Annotated in this window: 20 protein-coding genes and 1 pseudogene; 5 read left to right on the top strand and 16 right to left on the bottom strand. The window is 62.2% G+C overall.

Features of this window, described 5'->3' with window-relative positions; translation table 11 throughout:
• Positions 1-95 precede the first annotated feature (95 nt).
• A complete protein-coding gene (ppc, locus tag SGN16_RS05540; protein WP_210643023.1) occupies positions 96-2,726 on the bottom strand; it encodes a phosphoenolpyruvate carboxylase in 2,631 nt (876 codons plus the stop codon).
• 223 nt (positions 2,727-2,949) lie between these two features.
• On the opposite strand from ppc, the gene SGN16_RS05535 reads away from it, so the two are divergent.
• The 4 genes and pseudogenes from SGN16_RS05535 to SGN16_RS05520 all read left to right on the top strand — a co-directional run.
• Complete coding sequence (locus SGN16_RS05535; RefSeq protein ID WP_210643022.1) at positions 2,950-3,294, top strand: pilin assembly protein; 345 nt, start codon at positions 2,950-2,952, stop codon at positions 3,292-3,294.
• 285 nt (positions 3,295-3,579) lie between these two features.
• Complete coding sequence (locus SGN16_RS05530) at positions 3,580-3,993, top strand: DUF4398 domain-containing protein (RefSeq protein WP_003198164.1); 414 nt, start codon at positions 3,580-3,582, stop codon at positions 3,991-3,993.
• Between the two features lie 51 nt (positions 3,994-4,044).
• Positions 4,045-4,833 (top strand): OmpA family protein, encoded by a 789-nt coding sequence (locus SGN16_RS05525; protein WP_210645113.1) that lies wholly within the window; start codon positions 4,045-4,047, stop codon positions 4,831-4,833.
• 72 nt (positions 4,834-4,905) lie between these two features.
• A pseudogene (locus SGN16_RS05520) lies at positions 4,906-5,019 on the top strand (DUF4381 domain-containing protein); the annotation flags it as partial.
• A gap of 18 nt (positions 5,020-5,037) precedes the next feature.
• Here the strand turns inward: SGN16_RS05520 and SGN16_RS05515 are convergent.
• From SGN16_RS05515 to SGN16_RS05445, 15 genes are all read right to left on the bottom strand, one after another.
• Complete coding sequence (locus tag SGN16_RS05515) at positions 5,038-5,367, bottom strand: hypothetical protein (protein ID WP_135843889.1); 330 nt, start codon at positions 5,365-5,367, stop codon at positions 5,038-5,040.
• The gene (locus SGN16_RS05510; RefSeq protein ID WP_335943479.1) at positions 5,364-6,269 is read right to left on the bottom strand and encodes an alpha/beta hydrolase; all 906 of its coding nucleotides are present in this window, start codon (positions 6,267-6,269) and stop codon (positions 5,364-5,366) included. The genes SGN16_RS05515 and SGN16_RS05510 overlap by 4 nt, the downstream gene beginning before the upstream one ends.
• Positions 6,270-6,416: 147 nt before the next feature.
• Positions 6,417-7,694 carry a flavohemoglobin expression-modulating QEGLA motif protein gene (locus SGN16_RS05505; protein WP_109753678.1) on the bottom strand — a complete coding sequence of 426 codons (1,278 nt, stop codon included), beginning with the start codon at positions 7,692-7,694 and terminating at the stop codon, positions 6,417-6,419.
• Between the two features lie 36 nt (positions 7,695-7,730).
• Positions 7,731-8,285 (bottom strand): hypothetical protein, encoded by a 555-nt coding sequence (locus tag SGN16_RS05500; protein WP_210643020.1) that lies wholly within the window; start codon positions 8,283-8,285, stop codon positions 7,731-7,733.
• A 147-nt stretch (positions 8,286-8,432) separates the two neighbouring features.
• Entirely contained in the window at positions 8,433-9,149 is a 717-nt protein-coding gene (locus tag SGN16_RS05495) for a TetR family transcriptional regulator (RefSeq protein WP_210643019.1), read from the bottom strand.
• A gap of 101 nt (positions 9,150-9,250) precedes the next feature.
• Positions 9,251-10,753 carry a lysine--tRNA ligase gene (lysS, locus tag SGN16_RS05490; protein ID WP_210643018.1) on the bottom strand — a complete coding sequence of 501 codons (1,503 nt, stop codon included), beginning with the start codon at positions 10,751-10,753 and terminating at the stop codon, positions 9,251-9,253.
• Positions 10,754-10,863: 110 nt separating this feature from the next.
• Positions 10,864-11,959 (bottom strand): peptide chain release factor 2 gene (prfB, locus tag SGN16_RS05485; RefSeq protein WP_210643017.1). Its coding sequence is split into 2 segments (ribosomal slippage): positions 10,864-11,886 and positions 11,888-11,959, totalling 1,095 coding nucleotides; the frame shifts between segments, so codons are not numbered across the junction.
• 299 nt (positions 11,960-12,258) lie between these two features.
• Positions 12,259-13,260, bottom strand: a complete 1,002-nt coding sequence (locus SGN16_RS05480) for a diguanylate cyclase (protein WP_210643016.1) — start codon at positions 13,258-13,260, stop codon at positions 12,259-12,261.
• A gap of 45 nt (positions 13,261-13,305) precedes the next feature.
• The gene (locus tag SGN16_RS05475) at positions 13,306-14,316 is read right to left on the bottom strand and encodes a chemotaxis response regulator protein-glutamate methylesterase (protein WP_335943478.1); all 1,011 of its coding nucleotides are present in this window, start codon (positions 14,314-14,316) and stop codon (positions 13,306-13,308) included.
• Positions 14,313-16,577, bottom strand: coding sequence for a hybrid sensor histidine kinase/response regulator (locus SGN16_RS05470; RefSeq protein WP_335943477.1), 2,265 nt, complete (start codon positions 16,575-16,577; stop codon positions 14,313-14,315). Before SGN16_RS05470 ends, SGN16_RS05475 begins: the two co-directional genes overlap by 4 nt.
• Positions 16,574-17,245 carry a chemotaxis protein CheW gene (locus tag SGN16_RS05465; protein ID WP_335943476.1) on the bottom strand — a complete coding sequence of 224 codons (672 nt, stop codon included), beginning with the start codon at positions 17,243-17,245 and terminating at the stop codon, positions 16,574-16,576. The genes SGN16_RS05470 and SGN16_RS05465 overlap by 4 nt, the downstream gene beginning before the upstream one ends.
• Entirely contained in the window at positions 17,242-18,504 is a 1,263-nt protein-coding gene (locus SGN16_RS05460) for a protein-glutamate O-methyltransferase CheR (protein ID WP_210643012.1), read from the bottom strand. The genes SGN16_RS05465 and SGN16_RS05460 overlap by 4 nt, the downstream gene beginning before the upstream one ends.
• Positions 18,501-19,037, bottom strand: coding sequence for a chemotaxis protein CheW (locus SGN16_RS05455; protein ID WP_210643011.1), 537 nt, complete (start codon positions 19,035-19,037; stop codon positions 18,501-18,503). Before SGN16_RS05455 ends, SGN16_RS05460 begins: the two co-directional genes overlap by 4 nt.
• The gene (locus SGN16_RS05450) at positions 19,037-20,659 is read right to left on the bottom strand and encodes a methyl-accepting chemotaxis protein (RefSeq protein ID WP_210643010.1); all 1,623 of its coding nucleotides are present in this window, start codon (positions 20,657-20,659) and stop codon (positions 19,037-19,039) included. The genes SGN16_RS05455 and SGN16_RS05450 overlap by 1 nt, the downstream gene beginning before the upstream one ends.
• A 637-nt stretch (positions 20,660-21,296) precedes the next feature.
• Complete coding sequence (locus SGN16_RS05445; RefSeq protein ID WP_210643009.1) at positions 21,297-22,007, bottom strand: tellurite resistance TerB family protein; 711 nt, start codon at positions 22,005-22,007, stop codon at positions 21,297-21,299.
• A gap of 177 nt (positions 22,008-22,184) precedes the next feature.
• Between SGN16_RS05445 and SGN16_RS05440 the strand changes: the two genes are divergently transcribed.
• The gene (locus SGN16_RS05440; RefSeq protein ID WP_210643008.1) at positions 22,185-23,099 is read left to right on the top strand and encodes a LysR family transcriptional regulator; all 915 of its coding nucleotides are present in this window, start codon (positions 22,185-22,187) and stop codon (positions 23,097-23,099) included.
• The last annotated feature ends 70 nt before the right edge of the window (positions 23,100-23,169 follow it).

The raw sequence follows: 23,169 nt of genomic DNA, 5'->3' as shown, positions 1-23,169 counted from the left end.
CCGGGCCTCGAACTGTCGCCTCGCCGCCCCGCTGGCGCCCCTCCCGGACCACGCCCGGGAACACCGGGCGAGCCGTTTCGGCGCGCTGGCTAACCTTAGCCGGTATTGCGCAAACCGGCGGCAATCCCCGCCACAGACACCAGCAACGCCTGTTCCACGGGGCTGCCCTGGGCAACCTCCTGCTGGCGCGAGCGTGCCAGCAGTTCGGCCTGCAACAGGTGCAGCGGATCGAGGTAGGTGTTGCGCAAGCGAATGAATTCCAGCGTGGCAGGGCTATGTGCCAGTAGTTGCGACTGACCGGTCAACCCCAAAACCACCGAGCACGCCTGCGACAATAGGTCGCGTAAATGCGCACCCAAAGGTCGCAGCCCAGGCTCCACCAAACGCTCATCGTAGGAGCGCGCAATGTCGGCGTCAGCCTTGGCCAGCACCATCTCCAGCATATCGATGCGGGTACGGAAGAACGGCCACTGTTCGCGCATCTGCCCCAGCAGCTCGCCTTCGCCGCGCTCCAGGGCCTTGCTCAGGGCGGTTTCCCAGCCGAGCCAGGCTGGCAGCATCAGGCGGGTCTGGGTCCAGCCGAAGATCCACGGGATCGCCCGCAGGCTTTCGATGCCGCCAGCGCGACGCTTGGCCGGGCGACTGCCCAGGGGCAGGCGTCCGAGTTCCTGTTCCGGCGTGGATTGACGGAAGTACTCGACGAATTGCGGATTCTCCCGCACTACGGCGCGGTAGGCGCTGACGCCGTCGGCGGCCAGTTCGTCCATCAGATGCCGCCACTGGGGCGTGGGTGGCGGCGGCGGCAGCAAGGTCGCCTCAAGCACAGCGGCGAGGTACAGGTTGAGGTTCTGTTCGGCGATGTCCGGCAGGCCGAATTTGAAACGAATCATTTCACCCTGTTCAGTGGTACGGAAACGCCCGGCCACCGAGCCCGGCGGCTGGGACAGGATCGCCGCATGGGCCGGGCCGCCGCCACGGCCCACGGTGCCACCGCGACCGTGGAACAACAGCAGTTCGACTTGCTGTTCGCGGCAGATGTCCACCAGCCGTTCCTGGGCACGATATTGCGCCCAGGCCGCCGCCGTGGTCCCAGCGTCCTTGGCCGAGTCGGAATAGCCGATCATCACTTCCTGGGGCCCTTGCAGCCGTGAGCGATAGCCAGGCAACAGCAGCAAGCGCTCGATCACCGGCCCAGCGTTGTCCAGGTCGGCCAGGGTTTCGAACAGCGGCACCACCCGCATCGGCCGCAACACGCCGGATTCTTTCAACAGCAGTTGCACCGCCAGTACATCGGAGGCCGCGCCGGCCATGGAGATTACGTACGAGCCCAGGGACGCCGCCGGTGCCGCCGCCACTTCCCGGCATGTAGCCAGGACTTCCGCCGTATCGGCCGACGGTTTGAAATGGGCGGGCAGCAGCGGGCGTCGGTTGTTCAACTCGTCCAGCAAGAAGCTGATGCGCTGCTCCTCGCTCCAATCCTCATAGCGACCCAAACCCAGGTAATCGGTGATTTCGGTCATGGCGGCGGTGTGGCGAGTCGAGTCCTGGCGCACATCGAGGCGCACCAGGAACAGCCCGAAGGTCACCGCCCGACGCAAGCAATCGAGCAGTGGTCCGTCGGCGATCACGCCCATGCCGCATTCGTGCAGGGAGTGGTAGCACAGCTCCAAGGGATCGAGCAGTTCGCGGTTGAATTGCAACACTTCGGCGCTGGCTGGCGTGGGCGCCTTCAAGGAGGCTTGGGCCCAGTTGCGGGTAGCACGCAGGCGCTCGCGCAATTGCTTGAGCACCGCACGATAGGGTTCGGCGCTGTCGCCCGCCTGGGCACGCAAGGCCTCGCTGGCGTGCTGCATGGACAGCTCGGCGGCCAGGTGATCGACGTCGCGCAGGTACAGGTCCGCCGCCATCCAGCGCGCCAGCAACAGCACCTCGCGGGTCACGGCGGCGGTGACATTCGGGTTGCCGTCACGGTCGCCGCCCATCCACGAAGCAAAGCGGATCGGCGCGGCCTCCAATGGCAGGCGCAGCCCGGTGGCGGTGTGCAACGCCTGGTCGGCCTTGCGCAGGTAATTGGGGATGGCTTGCCATAGCGAATGCTCGATCACCGCAAAGCCCCATTTGGCCTCGTCCACTGGGGTCGGGCGGGTACGGCGGATCTCTTCGGTGTGCCAGGCTTCGGCGATCAGTCGTTGCAGGCGTTCATGGATCTGCGCGCGCTCGGCACTGGTCAGGTCGCGATGATCCTGGGCCGCCAGTTGCGCGGCGATGGCGTCGTATTTCTGGATCAGCGTGCGACGGGCCACTTCCGTCGGGTGAGCCGTGAGGACCAGCTCGATCTCCAGCCGGCCCAATTGCCGCGCCAGGGACTCGGCACCATGGCCCTCGGCCCGCAACCGGGCGAGCAGCTCGGGCAACACCCGCGCCTCGAAGGGTTCGGGCTGCGACTCTTCGCGGCGATGGATAAGTTGGTATTGCTCCGCAATGTTGGCCAGGTTGAGGAACTGGTTGAACGCCCGCGCCACCGGCAGCAGTTCGTCTTCGCTCAATTGGTTGAGGCTGGCGCTGAGTTCGGCGTCCACGGAACCACGTCGGTCAGCCTTGGCACCCTTGCGGATCTGCTCGATCTTGTCGAGAAACGTGTCCCCGTACTGTTCGCGGATGGTGTTGCCCAGCAGCTCGCCGAGCAGGTGAACATCCTCGCGCAAGCGGGCATCGATATCGGTCATCAGCAGGTCTCCAGCAAAAAGGTCCGGACAGCGATCGGGTTAGACGCATGAGATAGATGCATTTGAGACAGATGCACTTGAGACAAAGAGTGCCGATGCCAGCCGTGTATGACAAGCGACGAAGGGACTTTAAACCTTGCAGGACAAAGCTAGTCTCATGAATAAGCCACACAACGGCTTGCCACTCACCGCGCCTGCCACGAGCAGGCTTATTGAGGCCATCATGAAAATCCGTGAGCTCGCCCAGCATTGGGAAGAAAACGCCAAGGGTCGCCTGACCCAGACCGGCTATACGATTCACCTGGACGTAGAGGCCGCCGCACGCCTGGCCGCGATCTGCGACATGTACCCCAAGCGCCACCCCGAAGAACTGCTGGGTGAGTTGATCGGCGCGGCGTTGGAGGAGTTGGAAGCGAGCTTTCCCTACATCAAGGGTTCGCAGGTGGTGGCCACCGATGAAGAAGGTGACCCGCTGTACGAAGACGTGGGCCCGACCCCGCGATTCCTCGCCTTGTCTCGCCGGCATCTGCACGAACTGTCCTCGCAGGACGACAAGCCCAAACACTGATTCTTCCACCCCAGAAAGCGACATCCCGGCGCTGCTCCCTGCTCCTGCAGCGCCGGGAATACCGCTGCGCGCCTGGAAAGTTCAGCTTTTCGCGCGCTGACCGTTCAGTCAGCAATTCTTTTGGCGATTGGCCATCTTCTCTGAACTTTTGAAAAACGCCTCGGGTCACACCGAGTAACCATACTGGAACGGGCGTTTAAATAAACGTGCCCTGGCGCCAGCGCCAAAAACAGACGTCACGGCTTCGGTACCAGCATGGATCAGTTGTTTTTCAGGAGTTTTCCAATGGAGTTGAAGCCTATGAATACCTGCACTGCCAAACCCTCATCCACTGGCCTGCGTGGCCTGAAGTTGGCTGCCCTGGCTATCGGTAGCAGCTTCATCCTCGCCGGTTGCGCCGGCAATCCACCTTCGGAGCAGTACGCGGTGACCCAATCGGCGGTCAACAGCGCCGTCAGCGCCGGCGGTACCGAATTCGCCGCGGTGGAAATGAAGTCGGCCCAGGACAAGCTCAAGCAGGCCGAGATCGCCATGCACGACAAGAAGTATGACGAAGCCAAGCGTCTGGCCGAACAGGCCGAGTGGGACGCCCGTGTCGCCGAGCGCAAGGCTCAGGCCGCCAAGGCCGAACAAGCCCTCAAGGACTCTCAGAAAGGGGTTCAGGAACTGCGTCAGGAAGGCATGAACAAGGTTCAGTAAACCGTTCACGCCACGACGTACTTCTCATTGATAAAAGGACGACAGATTATGATGCACAAACACTTGATGATGCCCGCCCTGCTCGCTGCCTGCGTAGCCCTGGCCGCTTGCTCCCACGACCCGAACGCGAACCTGGAACAGGCTCGCACCAACTACAACGGTCTGCAGGCTGACCCGGCGGCGACGAAAGTAGCTGCACTGGAAACCAAGGACGCCGCCGACTTCCTGGCCAAGGCTGACAAGGCCTATATGGACAAGGAAGACGAAGCCAAGGTCGACCAGTTGGCCTACCTGACCAACCAACGCGTCGAAGTGGCCAAGCAGACCATTGCCCTGCGCAACGCCGAAGCCGAGCTGAAAAACGCCGGTGACGAACGTGCCCGCGCCTTGCTCGACGCGCGTAATGCGCAGATTAAGCAATTGCAGGACAGCCTGAACGCCAAGCAGACCGAGCGCGGCACCCTGGTGACCTTCGGCGACGTGCTGTTCGCCACCAACAAATCCGACCTGCGCGCCAGCGGTATGACGAACGTGAGCAAACTGGCGCAGTTCCTCCAGGAAAACCCGGACCGTAAGGTGATCATCGAAGGCTACACCGACAGCACCGGTTCGGATTCCTACAACCAGTCGCTGTCCGAGCGTCGTGCCGGCTCCGTGCAACTCGCGCTGATGAAAATGGGCGTCGATCCGGCGCGCATCGTGACCCAGGGTTACGGCAAGGAATTTCCGGTGGCCGACAACACTAGCGTCTCGGGCCGTGCCATGAACCGTCGGGTGGAAGTGACCATCTCCAACGACAACCAGCCAGTAGCCCCGCGTTCGACCATGAGCGCCAACTGACTCGCTGACTGCAACTGAAAAGCCCCGCCTGAGTTAATCGGGCGGGGCTTTTTCATGCCCGCATAAGGTGGGCTGTACACATGCCCTGTGGGAGCGAGCTTGCTCGCGATAGCGGCAGGTCAGTCGACATCGGCGCTGACTGATCCACCGCTATCGCGAGCAAGCTCGCTCCCACAAGGGAATGGTGGCGTCCTTGGGATTTGGTTACGGCTGAAGCTTCTGTGGCGTTTCCTGGCCCATGCAACGCACCGCGCGCTTCTTCTCGTTGATCAGCACGCCGGTCAGGCCTTTCTGTTCGGTATCGAACAGCACCAGTACACCGTCGATGCACTGGGCCACCTGGGGCGCCGGTTCCAGGGCGACTTTGTAGTCTTCGCCCGGCACGGTCTTGAGCATGGTGAATTGGTTGAGCAGCAAGGCGTCCTCGGGTTTGGCGAAGTGCAGGTAACCGTAGTACCAGAGCACCCCGACGGTGCCGAGGATGCTGCAGATACCGGTGATGATCAGGGGGATGGCGTTACGTTCTTCGCTCATTGCGGGCTCTCTGGAGATTCAACAGGTGATTTCGGATAATTCGGCACTTCACCCAGGCGGCGCAGGCCGTCGAAGTGCTGGGGGTCGTCGAGGTAGCGCAGCATCACCGTGCGCCAGACCGGGTCGGCGAACGTTTGCACATGCCCGCCGCGGGTCAGCTGCAGGACCCGCGGCGGCGGCGCAGCTTGATACAGACGGATGCCATTGGAAAGAGGCACGATGGGGTCATCCAGGCTGTGGTAGATCAGCTTCGGTACGCCGGTCAGTTGCGCCACGGAGGCGATCGCGCTGTCACCGTCGGGCACCAGCCAGGACAGCGGCACCTGGAACGCCCAGGTCAACCACGAAGTGCTCAGGGCGAAACGCCCGACGTCGCGATAGCTGGCCGGCACGCCATCCAGTATCAGGGCCTTGAGTTGCTGTTGGCGTTGCGGATGCTCGACCAGATAGTGCACCGCCAGCGCGCCGCCCAGGCTCTGGCCGAGCAGCACCAGCGGCTTGCCTTGGACTTCGGGCGACTGGTCGAGCCATTTGAACGCCGCGTCGATGTCCTGGTAAATCGCCGGCAGGCTCGGCTCGCCTTCGGACAAGCCATAACCGCGGTAGTCAATCATCAAGACCTGATAGCCCTGCTCAGGCAACCACCAGCTCCCACCCAGGTGCCAGGCCAGGTTGCCGCCGTTGCCGTGCAAGTGCAGCACCGTGCCCTTGACCGCCAAGCCTTGTTTGACCGGCAGCCACCAGCCGTGGAGCTTGAGACCGTCGGCGGTGGTCAGGGTCACGTCGCGGTACTCGAGCTTGGCCCGCTGCGGGGTGAACGGCAGGCCGTGCTCGGGGTAGAACAGCAGGGAGCTGCAACCGCTCAGGGCCAGCAGCAGGCATAAGATGCCGAGGGTTCGCATCCGGTGAAACCTCGCGAGTCAGAAGTTAAACGCAGCCCCCCTGTGGGAGCGAGCTTGCTCGCGATAGCAGTAGGTCAGTCACAGCTATATTGGCTGAACTGGCGCTATCGGGAGCAAGCCCGCTCCCACAGGGGGTTGGTGTTGTGATTAAAGGATATTGGAATAATCCGCCTCGATCCGGTCCAGGCTCAGATGGTTCAGGAAGTTGGAGAAACACATCCAGGCCGACAGCGCGTTCATGTCGCGGAACTGCTCGGGCAGGTATTTGGGCGGCACGACCAGGCCTTCATCCACCAGTTGCCGCAGGGTACGCATGTCCTCGAGGGTGGTCTTGCCGCAGAACAACAGCGGTACCTGTTCCAGCTTGCCCTTGCGCACGGCCAACTGAATGTAGTTGTAAACCATGATGAAGCCCTTGAGGTAGGACAAGTCTTTGGTGAATGGCAGACCGGTCGGCACCGAGCCACGGAAAACCCGACTGGCGTTGCCGTAGCTTTCGGCCATTTCAAAACCCTGCTCGCGGAAGAACTCGAATATCTGCAGGAAATCGGCCCCCTCCTCCACCATATGAATGGCCCGGGTACGGTTGGTGAGTTTGCGCAGGCGACTCGGATAGGAAGCGAAGGTGATGATTTCCATCAGGATCGCCAGGCCTTCCTGGGTCACGGTGGACGACGGTGGCCCCTTGGACAGGAAGGTGCAGATCGGCTGGTTCAGGCCGTTGAGGGTGGTGCCGACGTGCACCAGCCCTTCGTGGACCTCCAGGGCCCGCACGTCACGCTCGTTGAACATCGCATCGGTGCGGATCTTGATGTAGTCGGCGCCCGCCGCGGCATCGGCCACGATCCCGTCGGACTCAAACACCCGGATGGTTTCCTCGGCTTCGCCGAATACCCGGTTGAGGCGATGTTGCAGCAGGCTGACGGCGTCCTTGGCGGTGAGGATCTTCGGTTCGTCCTTCAAATCGCCACGGCCATCGATGTTGTTCAGATAGTCGGACAACATCAGGCCCAAGTCGGCCAAAGTCGGGTCGCCGGCGTGAAAAGCGTCGGAGGCAGCGCCGTACAGCTCCTGGGAGATCAGCCCGAAATCCTCGGTGCCGCGTGCTTCGAGCATGCGCACCACCATGCGGTATTCCTTGCACATGCGGCGCATGATCTGGCCAACCGGGTTGAACTGCCCGAGTTGGCGGGTGATGTCGCGCTCGATGTTCTGGAACTCCAGCTTCACCTTGCTGGAGTCGAAGGACAGCGGCCGGTTGAGATAATAATCGCGGTCCACGGCGGGCATTTCCTTGCCCTTGGCCTTGAGAAATCCCTTGCGGATGCTGTCATCCCATTTCACCGCGTCGAGAATGCGAATCGGCGTTTGCGCCAGCACAATGCGATCGGACAAGGTGCGTATCGTCTGCTGGTAATCGTCCACCCGGAACTCCTGTGAAAAAACGTCCGCTTGTTGCAATTATTGGGATTTGTCCAGCCGCTGGTAGCGCACGGCCTCCGAGAACACATCGGAATTGGCCGGGTCATCGAGGTAACTGAAGACTTTGCTCATGTCGCTGTCCACCAGTACGCCATCACCCTCCTCGCTCTGGTTCGGCTGGCCGCTGAGGATCTTCTGGCCGATGGCCTGGTTGACCTGTTCCAGGTCCAGGTTGTAGACCACCAGCTCTTGCTTGTCGGTCAACTCGAAACCGGCGATCACATAATGCCCGCCAAACCGGGCCGGCACCTTGGCCGACAGGTACCAGCGGCTGCCATGGCGGGAAACGGTCAGCGGGATAGCTTCGCGCTCCTGGGGCCTGGCCCTGAAATAACTGATGGCCTGGTAGCGGTGCTTGCCGATTTCGGTCAGTTCCAGGTTCAACGGCTCGCCCCAGGCGTTGGTACTGGTCCAGTGCCCGAGCAGGCCCTTCGGTGCGGCATCGCTATCGGGCAATGGTGCCTTGAACGATACCAGACAGCCACTGAGCAGCAGCAACGACACGGCCATTACAACGGCACGCCAGGCTTTCATTTGAACTCCCTATGGTAGGCGGCGCCTTGTCCTTGATCGTTCCCACGCTCTGCGTGGGAACGCAGCCATGGACGCTCCGCGTCCACTGTGACGCAGAGCGTCACGGGATTCATTCCCGCGCAGAGCGTGGGAACGATCAGTTCGGGGTTACACCGACGCCAGTACCAGGTGCATGTAGCGGGTCAGGATGCCGAGCATTTCTTCTGCCGCTACCGGCTCGGCGCCATTGAGCAAGCCCTGATATTCCATCCGTCCGATAATCGCCGTCAACACTTTGGCATCCTGTTGCGGTTCGCGCGAGCCCAATACCTGGAAAAACTGACAGGTACCGTGCAACAGGATCTGCTGGTGGGAACGCACCAACTCCGCCAGGCGCGGGTTGAGCAGCGCCTCTTGGCGGAACGCCTGTTCGGCCATCAGGTACTCGCGACGACTGTCCAGTTGATGCTGCACGTAATCGGCGGTCAGCCGGGCAATGTCGTCGGCCAGTTGCGAACGGGATTCGGCGCTGCCGTCCCCGTAGGCAACCATTTCCCGCAGCAGGCCTTCATTGTTGGTCCACAGTTTGGCCATGAACGCCGCGCTGCGTTCCACGTACTGAGCGAAGGTATCGGTGAGCAGGTCATCGATGTCCTTGAAGTAGTAGGTGGTAGCCGACAGCGGCACACCCGCCTCGGCGGCCACGGCGCGGTGGCGCACTGCCCGCACGCCATCGCGCACGACAATGCGCATGGCCGCATCGAGAATCTCCTGGCGGCGCTGTTCACTGCCCTGTCGGCTGGCCTTGCGACCCTGGTACTGAACACTTTCAGCGACAGCAGTGGCGACGCCCGCTGCACCTTCTGGAGCCATTGCACGATTCACGACAGGTCTTTCCTCGCTATTTCGAAAGTAACCAATTGATACGTTTGTACCAGACAGGCAATAAAAAGCCGCCCTTCCAGGCGGCTTTTTATTTGAAACACTTACGCTTGAGGCCGCATGTGCGGGAAGAGGATCACATCTCGGATCGACGGTGAGTTGGTCAGCAACATCACCAGGCGATCGATGCCGATACCTTCGCCAGCGGTCGGCGGCATGCCGTATTCAAGGGCACGCACGAAGTCGGCATCGTAGTGCATGGCTTCATCATCACCAGCGTCCTTGTCGGCTACCTGGGCCATGAAACGCTCGGCCTGATCTTCGGCATCATTGAGCTCGGAGTAGGCGTTGGCGATCTCGCGGCCACCGATGAACAGCTCAAAACGGTCGGTAACGCTTGGGTTCTCGTCATTACGACGGGCCAGCGGCGAGACTTCGAACGGGTACTGGGTGATGAAGTGCGGTTGTTCCAGCTTGTGCTCCACCAGCTCTTCGAAAATCATCACTTGCAGCTTGCCCAGGCCTTCGAAGCCGAGCACCTTGGCACCGGCTTTCTTGGCGATGGCACGGGCCTTGTCGATGTCGTTCAGATCATCGGCGGTCAGTTCAGGGTTGTACTTGAGGATCGAATCGAACACCGACAGGCGCACGAACGGCTCGCCAAAGTGGAACACCTTGTCGCCGTACGGCACGTCGGTGCTGCCCAGGATCAACTGCGCCAGCTCGCGGAACAGTTCCTCGGTCAGGTCCATGTTGTCTTCGTAGTCGGCGTAGGCCTGGTAGAACTCGAGCATGGTGAACTCGGGGTTGTGCCGGGTCGAAACACCTTCGTTACGGAAGTTGCGGTTGATCTCGAAGACCTTCTCGAACCCACCGACGACAAGCCGCTTGAGGTACAGCTCCGGCGCAATGCGCAGGAACATTTCCATGTCCAGGGCGTTGTGGTGGGTTTCGAACGGCTTGGCCGCCGCACCACCGGGAATGGTCTGCAGCATCGGCGTCTCGACTTCCAGGAAGTCACGCTTCATCAGGAAGCTGCGGATGTGGGCGATGACTTGCGAGCGCACGCGGAACGTCTGGCGCACGTCTTCGTTGACGATCAGGTCGACGTAGCGCTGGCGATAGCGCTGCTCGGTGTCGGTCAGGCCGTGGTGCTTGTCCGGCAGCGGGCGCAGAGACTTGGTCAGCAGGCGCACGCTGGTCATTTCGACGTACAGGTCGCCCTTGCCGGAACGGGCCAGGGTGCCTTCGGCGGCGATGATGTCACCCAGGTCCCAGGTCTTGACGGCGGCCAGGGTTTCTTCCGGCAGGGTCTTGCGGTTGACGTAGACCTGGATGCGCCCGGTCATGTCCTGGATCACCATGAACGAACCACGGTCGAGCATGATGCGACCAGCCACCTTGACGGGAATCGCCGCCTCGGCCAGCTCTTCCTTGGTCTTGTCCGCGTACTTCTTCTGCAAGACGTCGCAGTACGCGTCGCGGCGGAAGTCGTTGGGGAAGGCCTGGCCCTTGGCGCGCTCGGCAGCAAGCTTTTCCTTGCGCAGGGCGATCAGGGAGTTTTCTTCCTGTTGCAGGGCTTGCGGGTCGAGTTCTAGGTCGCTCATGTCTTTAATGATTCCATCACAGGTTCGTTGCCCCCGGCCCCGGGGCCGGAGTTTGCGCACAAACCGCGCGCCTTAGAGCAAGCGTGCTTGTGCGCCGCATGGGTGTCGCGTTACAGCCCTTGTTTGAGGCTCGCCACCAGGTATTCGTCGATGTCACCGTCGAGCACCTTGTCGCAGTCGCTGCGTTCGATGCTGGTGCGCAGGTCTTTGATCCGCGAGGCGTCGAGTACGTACGAACGAATCTGGTGACCCCAACCGATATCGGATTTGGTGTCTTCCAACGCCTGGGACGCTGCGTTGCGCTTCTGCACTTCCTGCTCATACAAGCGGGCCCGCAACATTTTCATCGCGGTGTCTTTGTTGGCGTGCTGGGAGCGCTCGTTCTGGCAGCTGACCACGGTGTTGGTCGGTACGTGGGTAATCCGTACGGCCGAGTCGGTGGTGTTAACGTGCTGACCACCGGCCCCGGAGGAACGGTAGGTGTCGATGCGCAAGTCCGCCGGATTGATGTCGATTTCGATGTTGTCATCGATTTCCGGCGAAACGAACACCGCCGAGAACGACGTGTGGCGACGGTTGCCGGAATCGAACGGGCTCTTGCGCACCAGGCGGTGCACGCCAATCTCGGTACGCAGCCAGCCAAAGGCGTATTCGCCCTTGATGTGCACGGTGGCGCCCTTGATCCCGGCGACTTCACCGGCCGACAGTTCCATGATGGTCGCGTCGAAACCGCGTTTGTCGGCCCAGCGCAGGTACATGCGCAGCAGGATGTTGGCCCAGTCCTGGGCCTCGGTGCCACCGGAACCGGCCTGGATGTCCAGGTAGGCGTTGTTCATGTCCATCTCGCCGCTGAACATGCGACGGAATTCGAGTTTGGCCAAAGCCTCCTCGAGACGTGTCAGCTCGGCGACCACATCGCCGACCGCGCCTTCATCGTTTTCTTCGACGGCCATGTCCAACAGGTCGCGGCAGTCGGCCAGACCGCTGGACATTTCGTCCAGGGTCTCGACGATCTGCGCCAGCGCAGCGCGCTCGCGGCCCAGTTCCTGGGCATAGGACGGGTTGTTCCAGACATTCGGATCTTCAAGCTCGCGATTGACTTCGGTCAGACGCTCATGCTTTTGATCGTAGTCAAAGATACCCCCGAATAGTTTCGGAGCGCTCGGACAGGTCCTTGATGGTGTTAAGGATCGGGTTGATTTCCATGGCGGGCAGCACTCGTTGGCGAACTTTTGAAAGCCGGCGAGTATAACGTAATCAAACGCCAGCGGCAGCCCGCCTGGCGGCTTTAGGGGCAATGAGGTTCAAGACCGAGCCAAATACACAACCCTGTGGCGAGGGGATTTATCCCCGCGGGGCTGCGAAGCAGCCCTCAAACCCGACAACCCGGTGTATCAGGCCAATTGAGTTGACTGCATTGGGGCTGCTGCACAGCCCCGCGGGATAAATCCCCTCGCCACAGATACATTCCTTTGCCACAAATAGCTCTTCGCCCGGCAGGAGGTTTATTCGAAGCCCACCCGATTACGCCCATTGTGCTTGGCCATGTACAACCCCTTGTCCGCCGCCGAAATCAGCTGCCGGCAATCGCTACCCTGCTGGGGGGTGAGGGTCGAGACGCCGACGCTGACGGTCAGGTTTGCATCGTCATCGGGAGTGGTATGCGGGATTTTCAGGGCGACGACGCTCTGGCGCAGCTTTTCGGCCATCAGCCGGGCGCCGCCAGGCGAGGTGCTGGGCAAGACCAGAGCGAACTCCTCACCACCGTAGCGGGCCGGCAGGTCGGACGGACGACTGCAGGCATCACGAATCGCGGTGGCAACCTTGCGCAGGGCCTCGTCGCCCTCCAGGTGACCGAAATTGTCGTTGTAGGCCTTGAAGTAATCCACGTCGATCATCAACAGCGACAGTTGGGTCTGGTCGCGCATCGCCCTGCGCCACTCCAGCTCCAGGTACTCATCGAAATGCCGGCGATTCGACAGCCCGGTCAGCCCGTCGGAATTCATCAGCCGTTGCAGCACCAGGTTGGTATCGAGCAACTGCTGCTGGCTGACTCGCAGCGCGCGGTAGGCCGCGTCGCGCTGCAACAGCATCATGTAGGAGCGCGAGTGATAACGGATGCGCGCCACCAATTCGATGTTGTCCGGCAATTTGACCAGGTAGTCATTGGCGCCAGCGGCAAACGCGGCGCTCTTGATCAGCGGGTCTTCCTTGGTGGACAGGACAATGATCGGAATGTCGCGGGTGGCCGGATTGTTGCGATATTCGCGCACCAGGTTCAGGCCGTCGAGGCCGGGCATCACCAGATCCTGGAGAATCACCGTTGGCTTGATGCGAACGGCGTGAGCGATGGCCTGGTGAGGATCGGAGCAGAAGTGGAAGTCGATGTTGTCTTCATTCGACAGCCCGCGCCGCACCGCCTCGCCAATCATCGCCTGGTCGTCGACGAGCAGGACCATGGCGGCATTCTCATCACTCTTGAAATCGTCGAGCTGTAAATCATTCATGACGGCTTACCTGAGTAAGGCTTGGGGCAAAAGCACGAGGGTTCATCATTGGCTAAAAATCTCCACCAGCCGTGGTGCAATTTTGTCCAGCGCAAGAATCTGCGCGGCCGCATCGATGGCCGCCGCCGCTTTGGGCATGCCATACACGGCGCTACTGCGCTGGTCCTGGGCGATCGTCACATAGCCCTGCTGACGCATGAGTTTAAGCCCTTGTGCACCGTCGCGGCCCATTCCGGTGAGCAAAACGCCCACCGCATCACCGCTCCAGAACTGGGCGACACTCTCGAAAAACACATCGATGGAGGGTCGATATATCTCGTTGACCGGCTCCGCGGTGTAGGCCAGGGTGCCGTCCTTCAATAAACGTAGATGGTGGTTGGTCCCGGCCAACAACACCGTGCCGCTTTGCGGCGTCTCGCCGTGCAGCGCCAGGCGGACCTTGTGCCCCGATGCACTGCTCAGCCACTCGGCCATGCCGGCGGCAAAGACTTCGTCTACATGCTGGACCAGCACGATGGCCGGGGCAAAGTCCCGGGGCAGCGCCTTGAGCAACAACTCCAGCGCCGCTGGCCCGCCAGCCGACGAGCCGATGGCCACCAGGCTTTTGCGCGATACGGAGGAACGCTGGGCCGCCGGGGCGGAGTGCTCACGATTGCCGCGTTCGCCGATCAGCCAACCGATATTGGTGATCTTGCGCAACAACGGCGCCGCCGCGTCCGCGGGATTACCCACGCCCAGGGCCGGCGTATCGACCACATCCAGCGCACCATGCCCCATCGCTTCGAACACCCGGTGGACGTTCTGCTGGCTGTCACCGGTGACGATCACAATGGCGCATGGGGTTTGGGCCATGATGCGCCGGGTGGCCTCCACGCCATCCATGATCGGCATGAACAAGTCCATCAGGATCAGGTCCGGGGTGTATTCGGCGCAGCGCTGCACCGCCTCGGCCCCGTTGGCGGCCACCCAGACCAGTTGATGCGCCGGCTCGAACGCCAGTGCGCGGCGCAAGGCTTCGACCGCCAGGGGCATGTCATTGACGATGGCGATCTTCAAGCGCGGGCTCCTCCGATCAATTCGACCACGGCATCGAGCAAGGCGTCATCGTGGAAACTCGCCTTGGCCAAATAATAGTCGGCTCCTGCGTCCAAACCACGGCGGCGGTCTTCTTCGCGGTCCTTGTAGGACACCACCATCACCGGCAGCGATTGCAACCGATTGTCCCGCCGCAACAGCGACACCAGTTCGATGCCGTCCATGCGCGGCATGTCGATGTCAGTAATCAGCAGGTCGAAGTCTTCCGAACGCAAGGCGTTCCAGCCGTCCATCCCGTCCACCGCTACCGCCACATCGTAGCCGCGATTGAGCAACAGCTTGCGTTGCAACTCGCGCACGGTCAGGGAATCGTCCACCACCAGGACCCGCTTGCGCGCGACCTGGGCCTGGTTCTGCCGGGCAATGCGCTCCAGGCGTCCGGTGTCGAGCAGCTTGTCCACCGAGCGCAGCAAGTCTTCGACATCGACGATCAACACCACCGAGCCGTCGTCCAGCAAAGCCCCGGCGGAAATGTCCTGGACCTTGCCCAGGCGTTCGTCCAGGGGCAGCACTACCAGGGTCCGCTCGCCAATGAAGCGCTCCACCGCCACGCCGTAGACCGCCTCGCGCTCGCGAATCACCACCACCTTGAGGGTCTGGCCGCTGTTCTGCGCGGCCGGGCGATTGAGCAACTGGCTGGCGGCAACCAGCCCCACATGCCGGCCTTCATGCCAGAAATGCTGACGGCCTTCGACCTGTACGATGTCCTCCGGCGCCAGGTCGCACATGCGTTCAATGTGGGCCAGGGGAAAGGCATAGGCTTCATCGCCAACTTCCACCACCAGGCTGCGCACCACCGAGAGCGTCAACGGCACCTCGAGGTGAAAACGACTGCCCTCGCCCGCCGTCTGCTCCAGCACCACCGCGCCACGCAACTGCCGGACCATGTGCTGGACGGCGTCCAGGCCAACCCCGCGCCCGGACACTTCAGTGACTGTGTCGCGCAGGCTGAAACCGGGCAGGAACAGGAACGTCAGCAACTCTTCTTCGCTCAAACTGGCGGCGGTCTGCTCCAGGGAAAGCCCGCGCGCGACGATGCTGCGGCGCACCCGCTCCAGGTCCACGCCGGCGCCGTCGTCCGCCAGCTCCAGCACCAGCAGGCCAGCCTGATGGGACGCCCGCAAGCGGATCAGGCCTTCGGCGGGCTTACCGGCCAGCACCCGTTGCTCCGGGGTTTCGATACCATGGTCCACGGCGTTACGCAGCAGATGGGTCAGCGGCGCTTCGAGCTTTTCCAGTACGTCGCGGTCGACCTGGGTTTTCTCGCCTTCAATCTCCAGGCGCACCTGTTTGCCCAGGCTGCGGCCCAAGTCCCGCACCATCCGCGCCTGGCCCGAGAGCACATCGGCAAACGGGCGCATACGACAGGCCAGCGCCGTGTCGTACAACACCTGCGCCCGTTGGCTGGCCTGCCAGGCGAACTCGTCCAGTTCGGCGTGCTTTTGCGCCAGCAATTGCTGGGTTTCAGCCAGCAGGCGCCGGGCATCGCCCAAGGCCTCCTGGGCCTGCAAGCTCAGGGCGTGGTCCTTGAGGTGCAGATTTAACGCTTCCAGGGCGCGCAGGCCGTTGCTCTGCTGGCGCTTGAGCCGCTGCATTGTCGCCAGCCAGGGCTTGAGGCGCTGGGTTTCCACCAGGGATTTGCTCGACAGGTCCAACAGGCTGTTGAGGCGTTCGGCCGTGACCCGCAGGACCCGCTCGCCGCCTTCGGTGACCCGCTTGGTTTTCGGGGCCGGCTCCGTTGCTGCGGCCGGTTCGGGTTCGGGCAACTCGACGCGGGCGGGCTCGACAGCTCGTTCGATTGCTGGCGCCACTGCCGCCGGGGCCTGCGCGGCATTGGGGTCGAGTAAACGTCCCATCAGCGCCACGTAGACGTCAACGTCCGAGGCGCCGACGTCGTTGCCTGGCGTAGCGATACGCGTCAGCAGGTCAGTGCCTTGCAGCAAGGCGTCGATGTGTTCGGCGCTCAGAACCAAGCGGCGCTCCTGGGCGCTGACCAGGCAATCTTCCATCACATGGGCCACGCTGACCCCAGCGTCGACCCCGACAATCCGCGCCGCGCCCTTGAGGGAATGGGCCGCACGCATGCACGATTCCAGATGATCGGCCTGGGTCGGATCGCGCTCCAGGGCCAGCAGGCCGGCGCTCAGTACTTGGGTCTGGGCTTCGGCTTCCAGGCTGAACAGCTCCAGCAACGAGGCGTCGCGCATCTGATCGGGGGTCATGACAGGCTCCGGGTCACGGCGGACAGTAGCTGTTCTTCGTCCAGCCAGCGCAGGCTGCGGCCCTTGTACTGCAATACGCCACGGGTGAACTTGCCGGCCGATTGCGACGCACTCGCCAGAATGCGTTCGTCAATGGCATGAATGCCGTCCACCTCATCCACCGGCACCACCACTGGCCCGCCTGGGGCCGCGACTATCAACATGCGCGGCATGATTCGTCCGCCGGCAACCGCTGTCCCGCCGGGCTCCAGGTCCAACAGTTCCACCAGCGACAGACACGCCACCAGCGCGCCGCGCACGTTCGCCACGCCCAACAAGGCCCGCGAACGCTGGTGCGGCAACGAGTGGATCGCTTGCAACGGCGCCACTTCCACCAGGCTGCGAGTGGTCAGGGCCAGCCATTCTTCGCCCAGGCGGAACAGCAACAGCGAGCGCGTGACGACATCGCTGTCTACCGGCGCAAGGACCAGGTCCCGGTCGTCGCGGGGCAAGGCATAGCGGTCGAGCAAGCGGGTGGCGGCCGCCGAATACACCGGGCAATTGCGGCAGTGAATATGCTCGGGCAACAGTGCACAGGATTTGTCGCCATGCACCCCGATGCGATTCCAGCAGTCGTCGATGGCCTGGGCATCGTCATGGGTGACGCTGTAGAAAGCCGAACCGCTCATTGTTTACGCTCACTGTCCGCCGCGCGCCCGCTGCGGGCGGCGCGTTCCTGCAATCGACGGGCTCCGGCCTCGTCTCCCTGGGAAGCCAGCAGCGCCGCCAGATGCACCAGGGCCTCGGCGTGTTGCGGTTCAAGATAAAGCGCCTTGCGATAATAACCCAGGGCCTCAAGGGCGCTGCCAGCCATGTCGCTGAGCAAGCCCAGCCAATAGAACACCTGGGCCGCAGGTGCGTGGCTGCGCAGGTACTGCTCACAGGCTACGCGGGCTTCGGCGCTTTTGCCGCTGTTGGCCAGGGCAGCAATATGGGCCAGCAATGTCGCGGCGTCGCTGCTCTTCGGTTCGGCAATCGGCGTCACGCTGGTGGCAAACGGCCGAGGTCGGGGGGCCGGAGGGACAACCCGATGCGGCTGACGCACCGGCAATGGGGTCGGCAGCAAGACCGGCAACGGTTGTGGCTCGGGCGCGCCTTGGCGGCTGAAAGCGAACGACTGGGCAATACCGATCGAGCGCATGCCCAGGCGCCCGAGCAAACTGCCCTCGGCGGGGCCGATAAACAGCACGCCGTCCTGATGGGTCAGGCGCTTGAGCACCTCGAATACCTGCTGCTGGGTCGGTTGGTCGAAATAGATCAGCAAGTTGCGGCAGAACACAAAATCATAAGGTGCTTCGTTCACCAGCAAGGCCGGATCCAGCAGGTTGCCCACTTGCAAGCGCACCTGTTCGCGCACCCGTTCAGTGAGGCGATAGCCTTCACTGTCGGCGATAAAATGCCGCTCGCGAAAAGCCAGGTCGGCGCCACGAAAGGAGTTTTTGCCGTAGCAAGCGGCCCTGGCCCGCTCGACCGACAGCGGGCTGACGTCCAGCCCATCGACCTTGAATTGATGCGGACCAAGCCCGGCGTCCAGCAGGGCCATGGCAATGGAATAGGGCTCTTCGCCGGTGGAACACGGCAAGCTGAGGATACGCAGCGCCCGCAGGTGGCGGATCTCGGCCAGACGCTTGACGGCCAGCTTGGCCAGGGTCGCAAAGGATTCGGGATAGCGAAAGAACCACGTCTCGGGGACGATCACCGCCTCGATCAGCGCTTGTTGCTCCTGGGCCGATTGCTGCAGGCATTGCCAATACTCATCGGCGGTTCGCCCCGGTTGGGCGCTGGTACGCTGGCGCAGGGCGCGCTCGATGATGGCGGTGCCGACGGAGGTGACATCCAGGCCGATGCGTTCCTTGAGGAAATCGAAAAAGCGCTGGTCGTTGTTCATGACAGGGCCTCGAGATCATCGAGGTTCAGCGGCGGCGTCGGGAACAAAACGCCGCGGACCGACTCATCAAGCAGGTCATTGACGCGTACCCATTGCAGCAGCCCCTGGGCATCTTCGCGCACCGGGCCGAGGTACGGCGCCTGTCGATTATCCAAGCCATAGGGTCGAAAATCCGCCGGATCGCAGCGCAAGGTGTCCGTAGCCTGCTCCAGGATCAATCCCAGTACCTGCATCGACGACGATATTTCGTGCCGGTAGTGCACCAGTACCAGTCGTGTGCTGGTACGGGCCTCGGCGCTGTGGCCGAAGGTCAGGCTGCATAGGTCGATCACCGGCACCACCGCGCCGCGCCAGGCAAACACCCCCGCCACCCAGGCCGGCGCCCGGGCAATCGGCTTGAGCGGCAGGCGCGGCAGCACTTCCACCACATCGATGGCCTGCAGGGCGTAGCGCTCGTCACCGATGCGAAACACCAGGAACAGCATTTTCCGGGCCGCCGACGCGGCGCCATGTCTGGCCTCGAATTCGCTCATCAGACTTTGAAACGCGAGACGCCACTGCGCAGCCCGACGGCCACCTGGCTCAGTTCGTCGATGGCGGAACTGGCCTGGCGCAGGGACTCCACGGTCTGGCTGCTGGCATCGCCCAGTTGCACCAGGGCGTGGTTGATCTGCTCGGCACCGGTGGCCTGGGCCTGCATACCCTCGTTGACCATCAATACCCGCGGTGCCAGCGCCTGGACCTGATGAATGATCTGCGACAGCTGCTCGCCGATCTGTTGCACCTCGGCCATGCCACGGCGCACTTCTTCGGAGAACTTGTCCATGCCCATCACCCCTGCCGACACCGCAGACTGGATCTCACGCACCATCTGTTCGATGTCATACGTGGCCACGGCCGTCTGGTCGGCCAGGCGCCGCACTTCGGTGGCGACCACGGCGAAACCACGACCGTACTCGCCGGCTTTCTCGGCCTCGATGGCGGCGTTGAGGGACAGCAGGTTGGTCTGGTCGGCCACTTTGACGATGGTGACCACCACTTGGTTGATGTTGCCGGCCTTCTCGTTGAGGATCGCCAACTTGGCGTTCACAAGGTCAGCAGCGCCCATCACCGAATGCATGGTTTCTTCCATGCGCGCCAGGCCTTGCTGCCCAGATCCGGCGGCCACCGAAGCCTGGTCGGCAGCAGTAGAGACTTCAGTCATGGTGCGCACCAGGTCACGGGACGTGGCGGCAATCTCTCGCGACGTCGCACCGATTTCGGTGGTGGTGGCGGCGGTTTCGGTGGCCGTGGCCTGCTGCTGGCGGGAAGTCGCAGCGATCTCGGTCACCGAGGTGGTGACCTGCACCGAAGAGCGCTGGGCCTGGGCGACCAACGATGTCAGCTCGGCCATCATGTCGTTGAAACCGGTTTCCACCGCGCCGAACTCATCCTTGCGCGCCAGGTTCAAGCGTCCACTCAGGTCGCCGCTGCGCATGATCTCGAGGATTTCCACGATGCGGTTCATCGGCGCCATGATCGCGCGCATCAGCAACAGTCCACAGAGTAAGGCGACAATCAATGCGACGAGAAACGACAGCCCCATGGCTACTTTGGCCGCCGTCACAGCATCGCCAATGGTCCCAGTGGCTTGTTCCGCCAGCTCGCGATTGCGCTCGATGATGTGATTCAAGTGCCCCCGACCGTCGAGCCATGCCGGCGTCAGCTCTTTCTCCAGGGCCAGCCGTGCGCCTTCGTAATCCTTGCGCTGATACAGGTCCAGGACCTTTGCCAATGCCTGGTTGAACGCCTGGTGATTGGCTTCGAACTCGTCGAAAGAGGCTTGGTCGGCAGGATTCTGGATCAGCTTTTGATAGTTCTGGATTTCCTCGCGCAGATGTTGCTCGAAGCCCTGGTAGCGGGCCTTGTCCTCGGCCGTGACTTCTCGATGCCCCGAAAGGCCGACGATCTGCTGGGTCAGGACGTAGCTGTCGACCCAGCCGCCGCGAATCATGGAGCTGTAATACACCCCCGGCACCGCATCGGCACGCACCCGCTCTTCACTGTCCTGGATTTTCAACAACCGTGAATACGAGACGATCACCATCAGCAGCATGATGGCGATGATCACCGCAAAACTCGCCAGGATACGTTGGCGCAACGTCCAGTTCTTCACAGTAAAACCTCGGGCACTTGAAAATGCTGGGGAGTATAGCCGAGGGCAGCGTTGCGTCTGTATGGCGCTGTGGGGTGATTTTGGCGAGGCCGAAGTTCACCGTTTTCTCAAAATGAGCAATGCCCCCTTGTGGGAGCGAGCCTGCTCGCGATAGCGGTGCATCAGCCAACGATGCTGTGACTGACCGGGCGCCATCGCGAGCAAGCTCGCTCCCACGGGAAAATGCGTTGGATACAGGACTGTCAAACGACACAAAACCATTGCGGGAGCGAGCTTGCTCGCGATAGCGGTGCATCAGCCAACGATGCTGTGACTGACCGGACGCCATCGCGAGCAGGCTCGCTCCCACGGGAAAGTGCGTTGGATACAGGACTGTCAAACGACACAAAACCATTGTGGGAGCGAGCTTGCTCGCGATAGCGGTGTATCAGCCAACGATGCTGTGACTGACCGGGCGCCATCGCGAGCAGGCTCGCTCCCACAGGAAAATGCGTTGGATACAGGACTGTCAAACGACACAAAACCATTGTGGGAGCGAGCCTGCTCGCGATAGCGGTGTATCAGCCAACGATGCTGTGACTGACCGGGCGCCATCGCGAGCAGGCTCGCTCCCACAAGGACTGATGTTGGGATTGTTTTATAGAGCTGCCTGCCGAACCTGCTTCTCCAGCTCCACCTTCAACCCCGGTTCCAGCTTGAGTTGGCGTGCCAGTTCATCGAGGTAGGATTTCTCCATGAAGTTTTCCTCGTCCACCAACATGACGCTGGCGATGTACATCTCCGCGGCCATTTCCGGGGTGCTGGCAGCGCGGGCGACGTCGGTGGGGTCCAAGGGTTTGTTGAGTTCAGCGTGCAGCCAGTGTTGCAGTTCCTGGTCATTATCGAGCTTGGTGAATTCGCCTTCGATCAACTGGCGCTCACGCTCGTCCACGTGGCCATCGGCCTTGGCCGCTGCCACCAGCGCCTTGAGGATCGCCTGGCTGTGCTGCTCGACCTGTGCCGGGGGAACGCGATCCAGGGTCTGCGGTTCGGTTTTCGGTGCGTTGCCCTGCTGGGCCTGCCAGTTGCCATAGGCTTTGTAGGCGATCACGCCCAAGGCGGCCAGGCCACCATAGGCCAGGGCCTTGCCGCCGAAGTTGCGGGCTTTCTTGTTGCCCAGTAGCAGGCCCATGGCCCCGGCGGCCAACGCCCCGCCACCCGCGCCGGAAAGCATCCCGCCCAGCCCTCCGGAGCCGCCGAGCAAGCCGCCCAAACCGCCTGACGACTTGCCCTGGGCGCCGCCAGCCTTGTTCTGCAACATTTCCTGACCGGACTTGAGTAGCTGATCGAGCAATCCACGGGTGTTCATTTAAGACCTCCACACATTCGGGTTAACCGGATCATTAAGGCCCCCAGCCTAGAACGAAAGTGCCCGGTCTCCTCAGCGAGATTGCTTCGAAATGTTGCCTGAAGCGCTCACTGAGCCTCAAAAAAAACGATATACACTCAGATCATTCGATAAAAACCGCCTACCGGATATTCGTCCATGATGACCCTGCGCCAGATCCGTCATTTCATCGCCGTAGCCGAAACCGGTTCGATCTCCGCCGCCGCGCAAACCGCATTCATTTCCCAGTCCACCTTGACCCTGGCCATCCAGCAACTGGAACAGGAAATCGGTGTCAGCCTGTTCAATCGCCACGCCAAGGGCATGACTCTGACTCACCAGGGGCATCAATTCCTGCGCCAGGCCCACTTGATCCTGGCCACCGTCGACAACGCCAAACGCAGCCTGCAACAAAGCACCGACCAGGTGGCCGGCCAAGTCACCATCGGCGTCACCAGCCTGGTGGCCGGTTATTACCTGGCGGATCTGCTGACCCGCTTCCAGCGCGCCTACCCCAATGTGGCGATCCGCGTGATGGAAGACGAACGGCCGTACATCGAGCATCTGCTGGTCAGTGGCGAAATTGACGTCGGGGTACTGATCCTCTCCAACCTCGAAGACCGTCACGCCTTGCAAACCGAAGTATTGACCCATTCGCCCCACCGCTTGTGGCTGCCGGCCCAGCATCCGCTGCTGGAACATGACAGCATCAACCTGGCCGATGTCGCCCGCGAGCCGCTGATCCAACTCAATGTCGATGAGATGGACCGCAACGCCCAGCGCCTGTGGCGCGGTGCCGGCCTGCAACCGAAGATCACCCTGCGCACCGCCTCGACCGAAGCGGTGCGCAGCCTGGTGGCGGCCGGATTGGGGGTGTCGATACAGCCAGACATGACCTACCGCCCGTGGTCGCTGGAGGGCGACATCATCGAGGCGCGCCCGATTGCCGACCTCAGCCAGACCCTCGATGTGGGCCTGGCCTGGCGCCGGGGCACCGCGCGACCGGCGTTGGTCGATCCGTTTTTGACTGTCGCCCGGGAACAACCCCATGGTGGACGCAAGCCATCTATTTAATCGAATGCAGCCTTGAGTATTTAGAATTTGTCGGGTTTAAGGCTGAGCACTAGTCTTGCTGCATCACTGA

This window comes from Pseudomonas sp. G166, from assembly GCF_037027455.2.
Classification (GTDB): domain Bacteria; phylum Pseudomonadota; class Gammaproteobacteria; order Pseudomonadales; family Pseudomonadaceae; genus Aquipseudomonas.
This window is presented reverse-complemented; position numbering and strand designations above follow the sequence as displayed.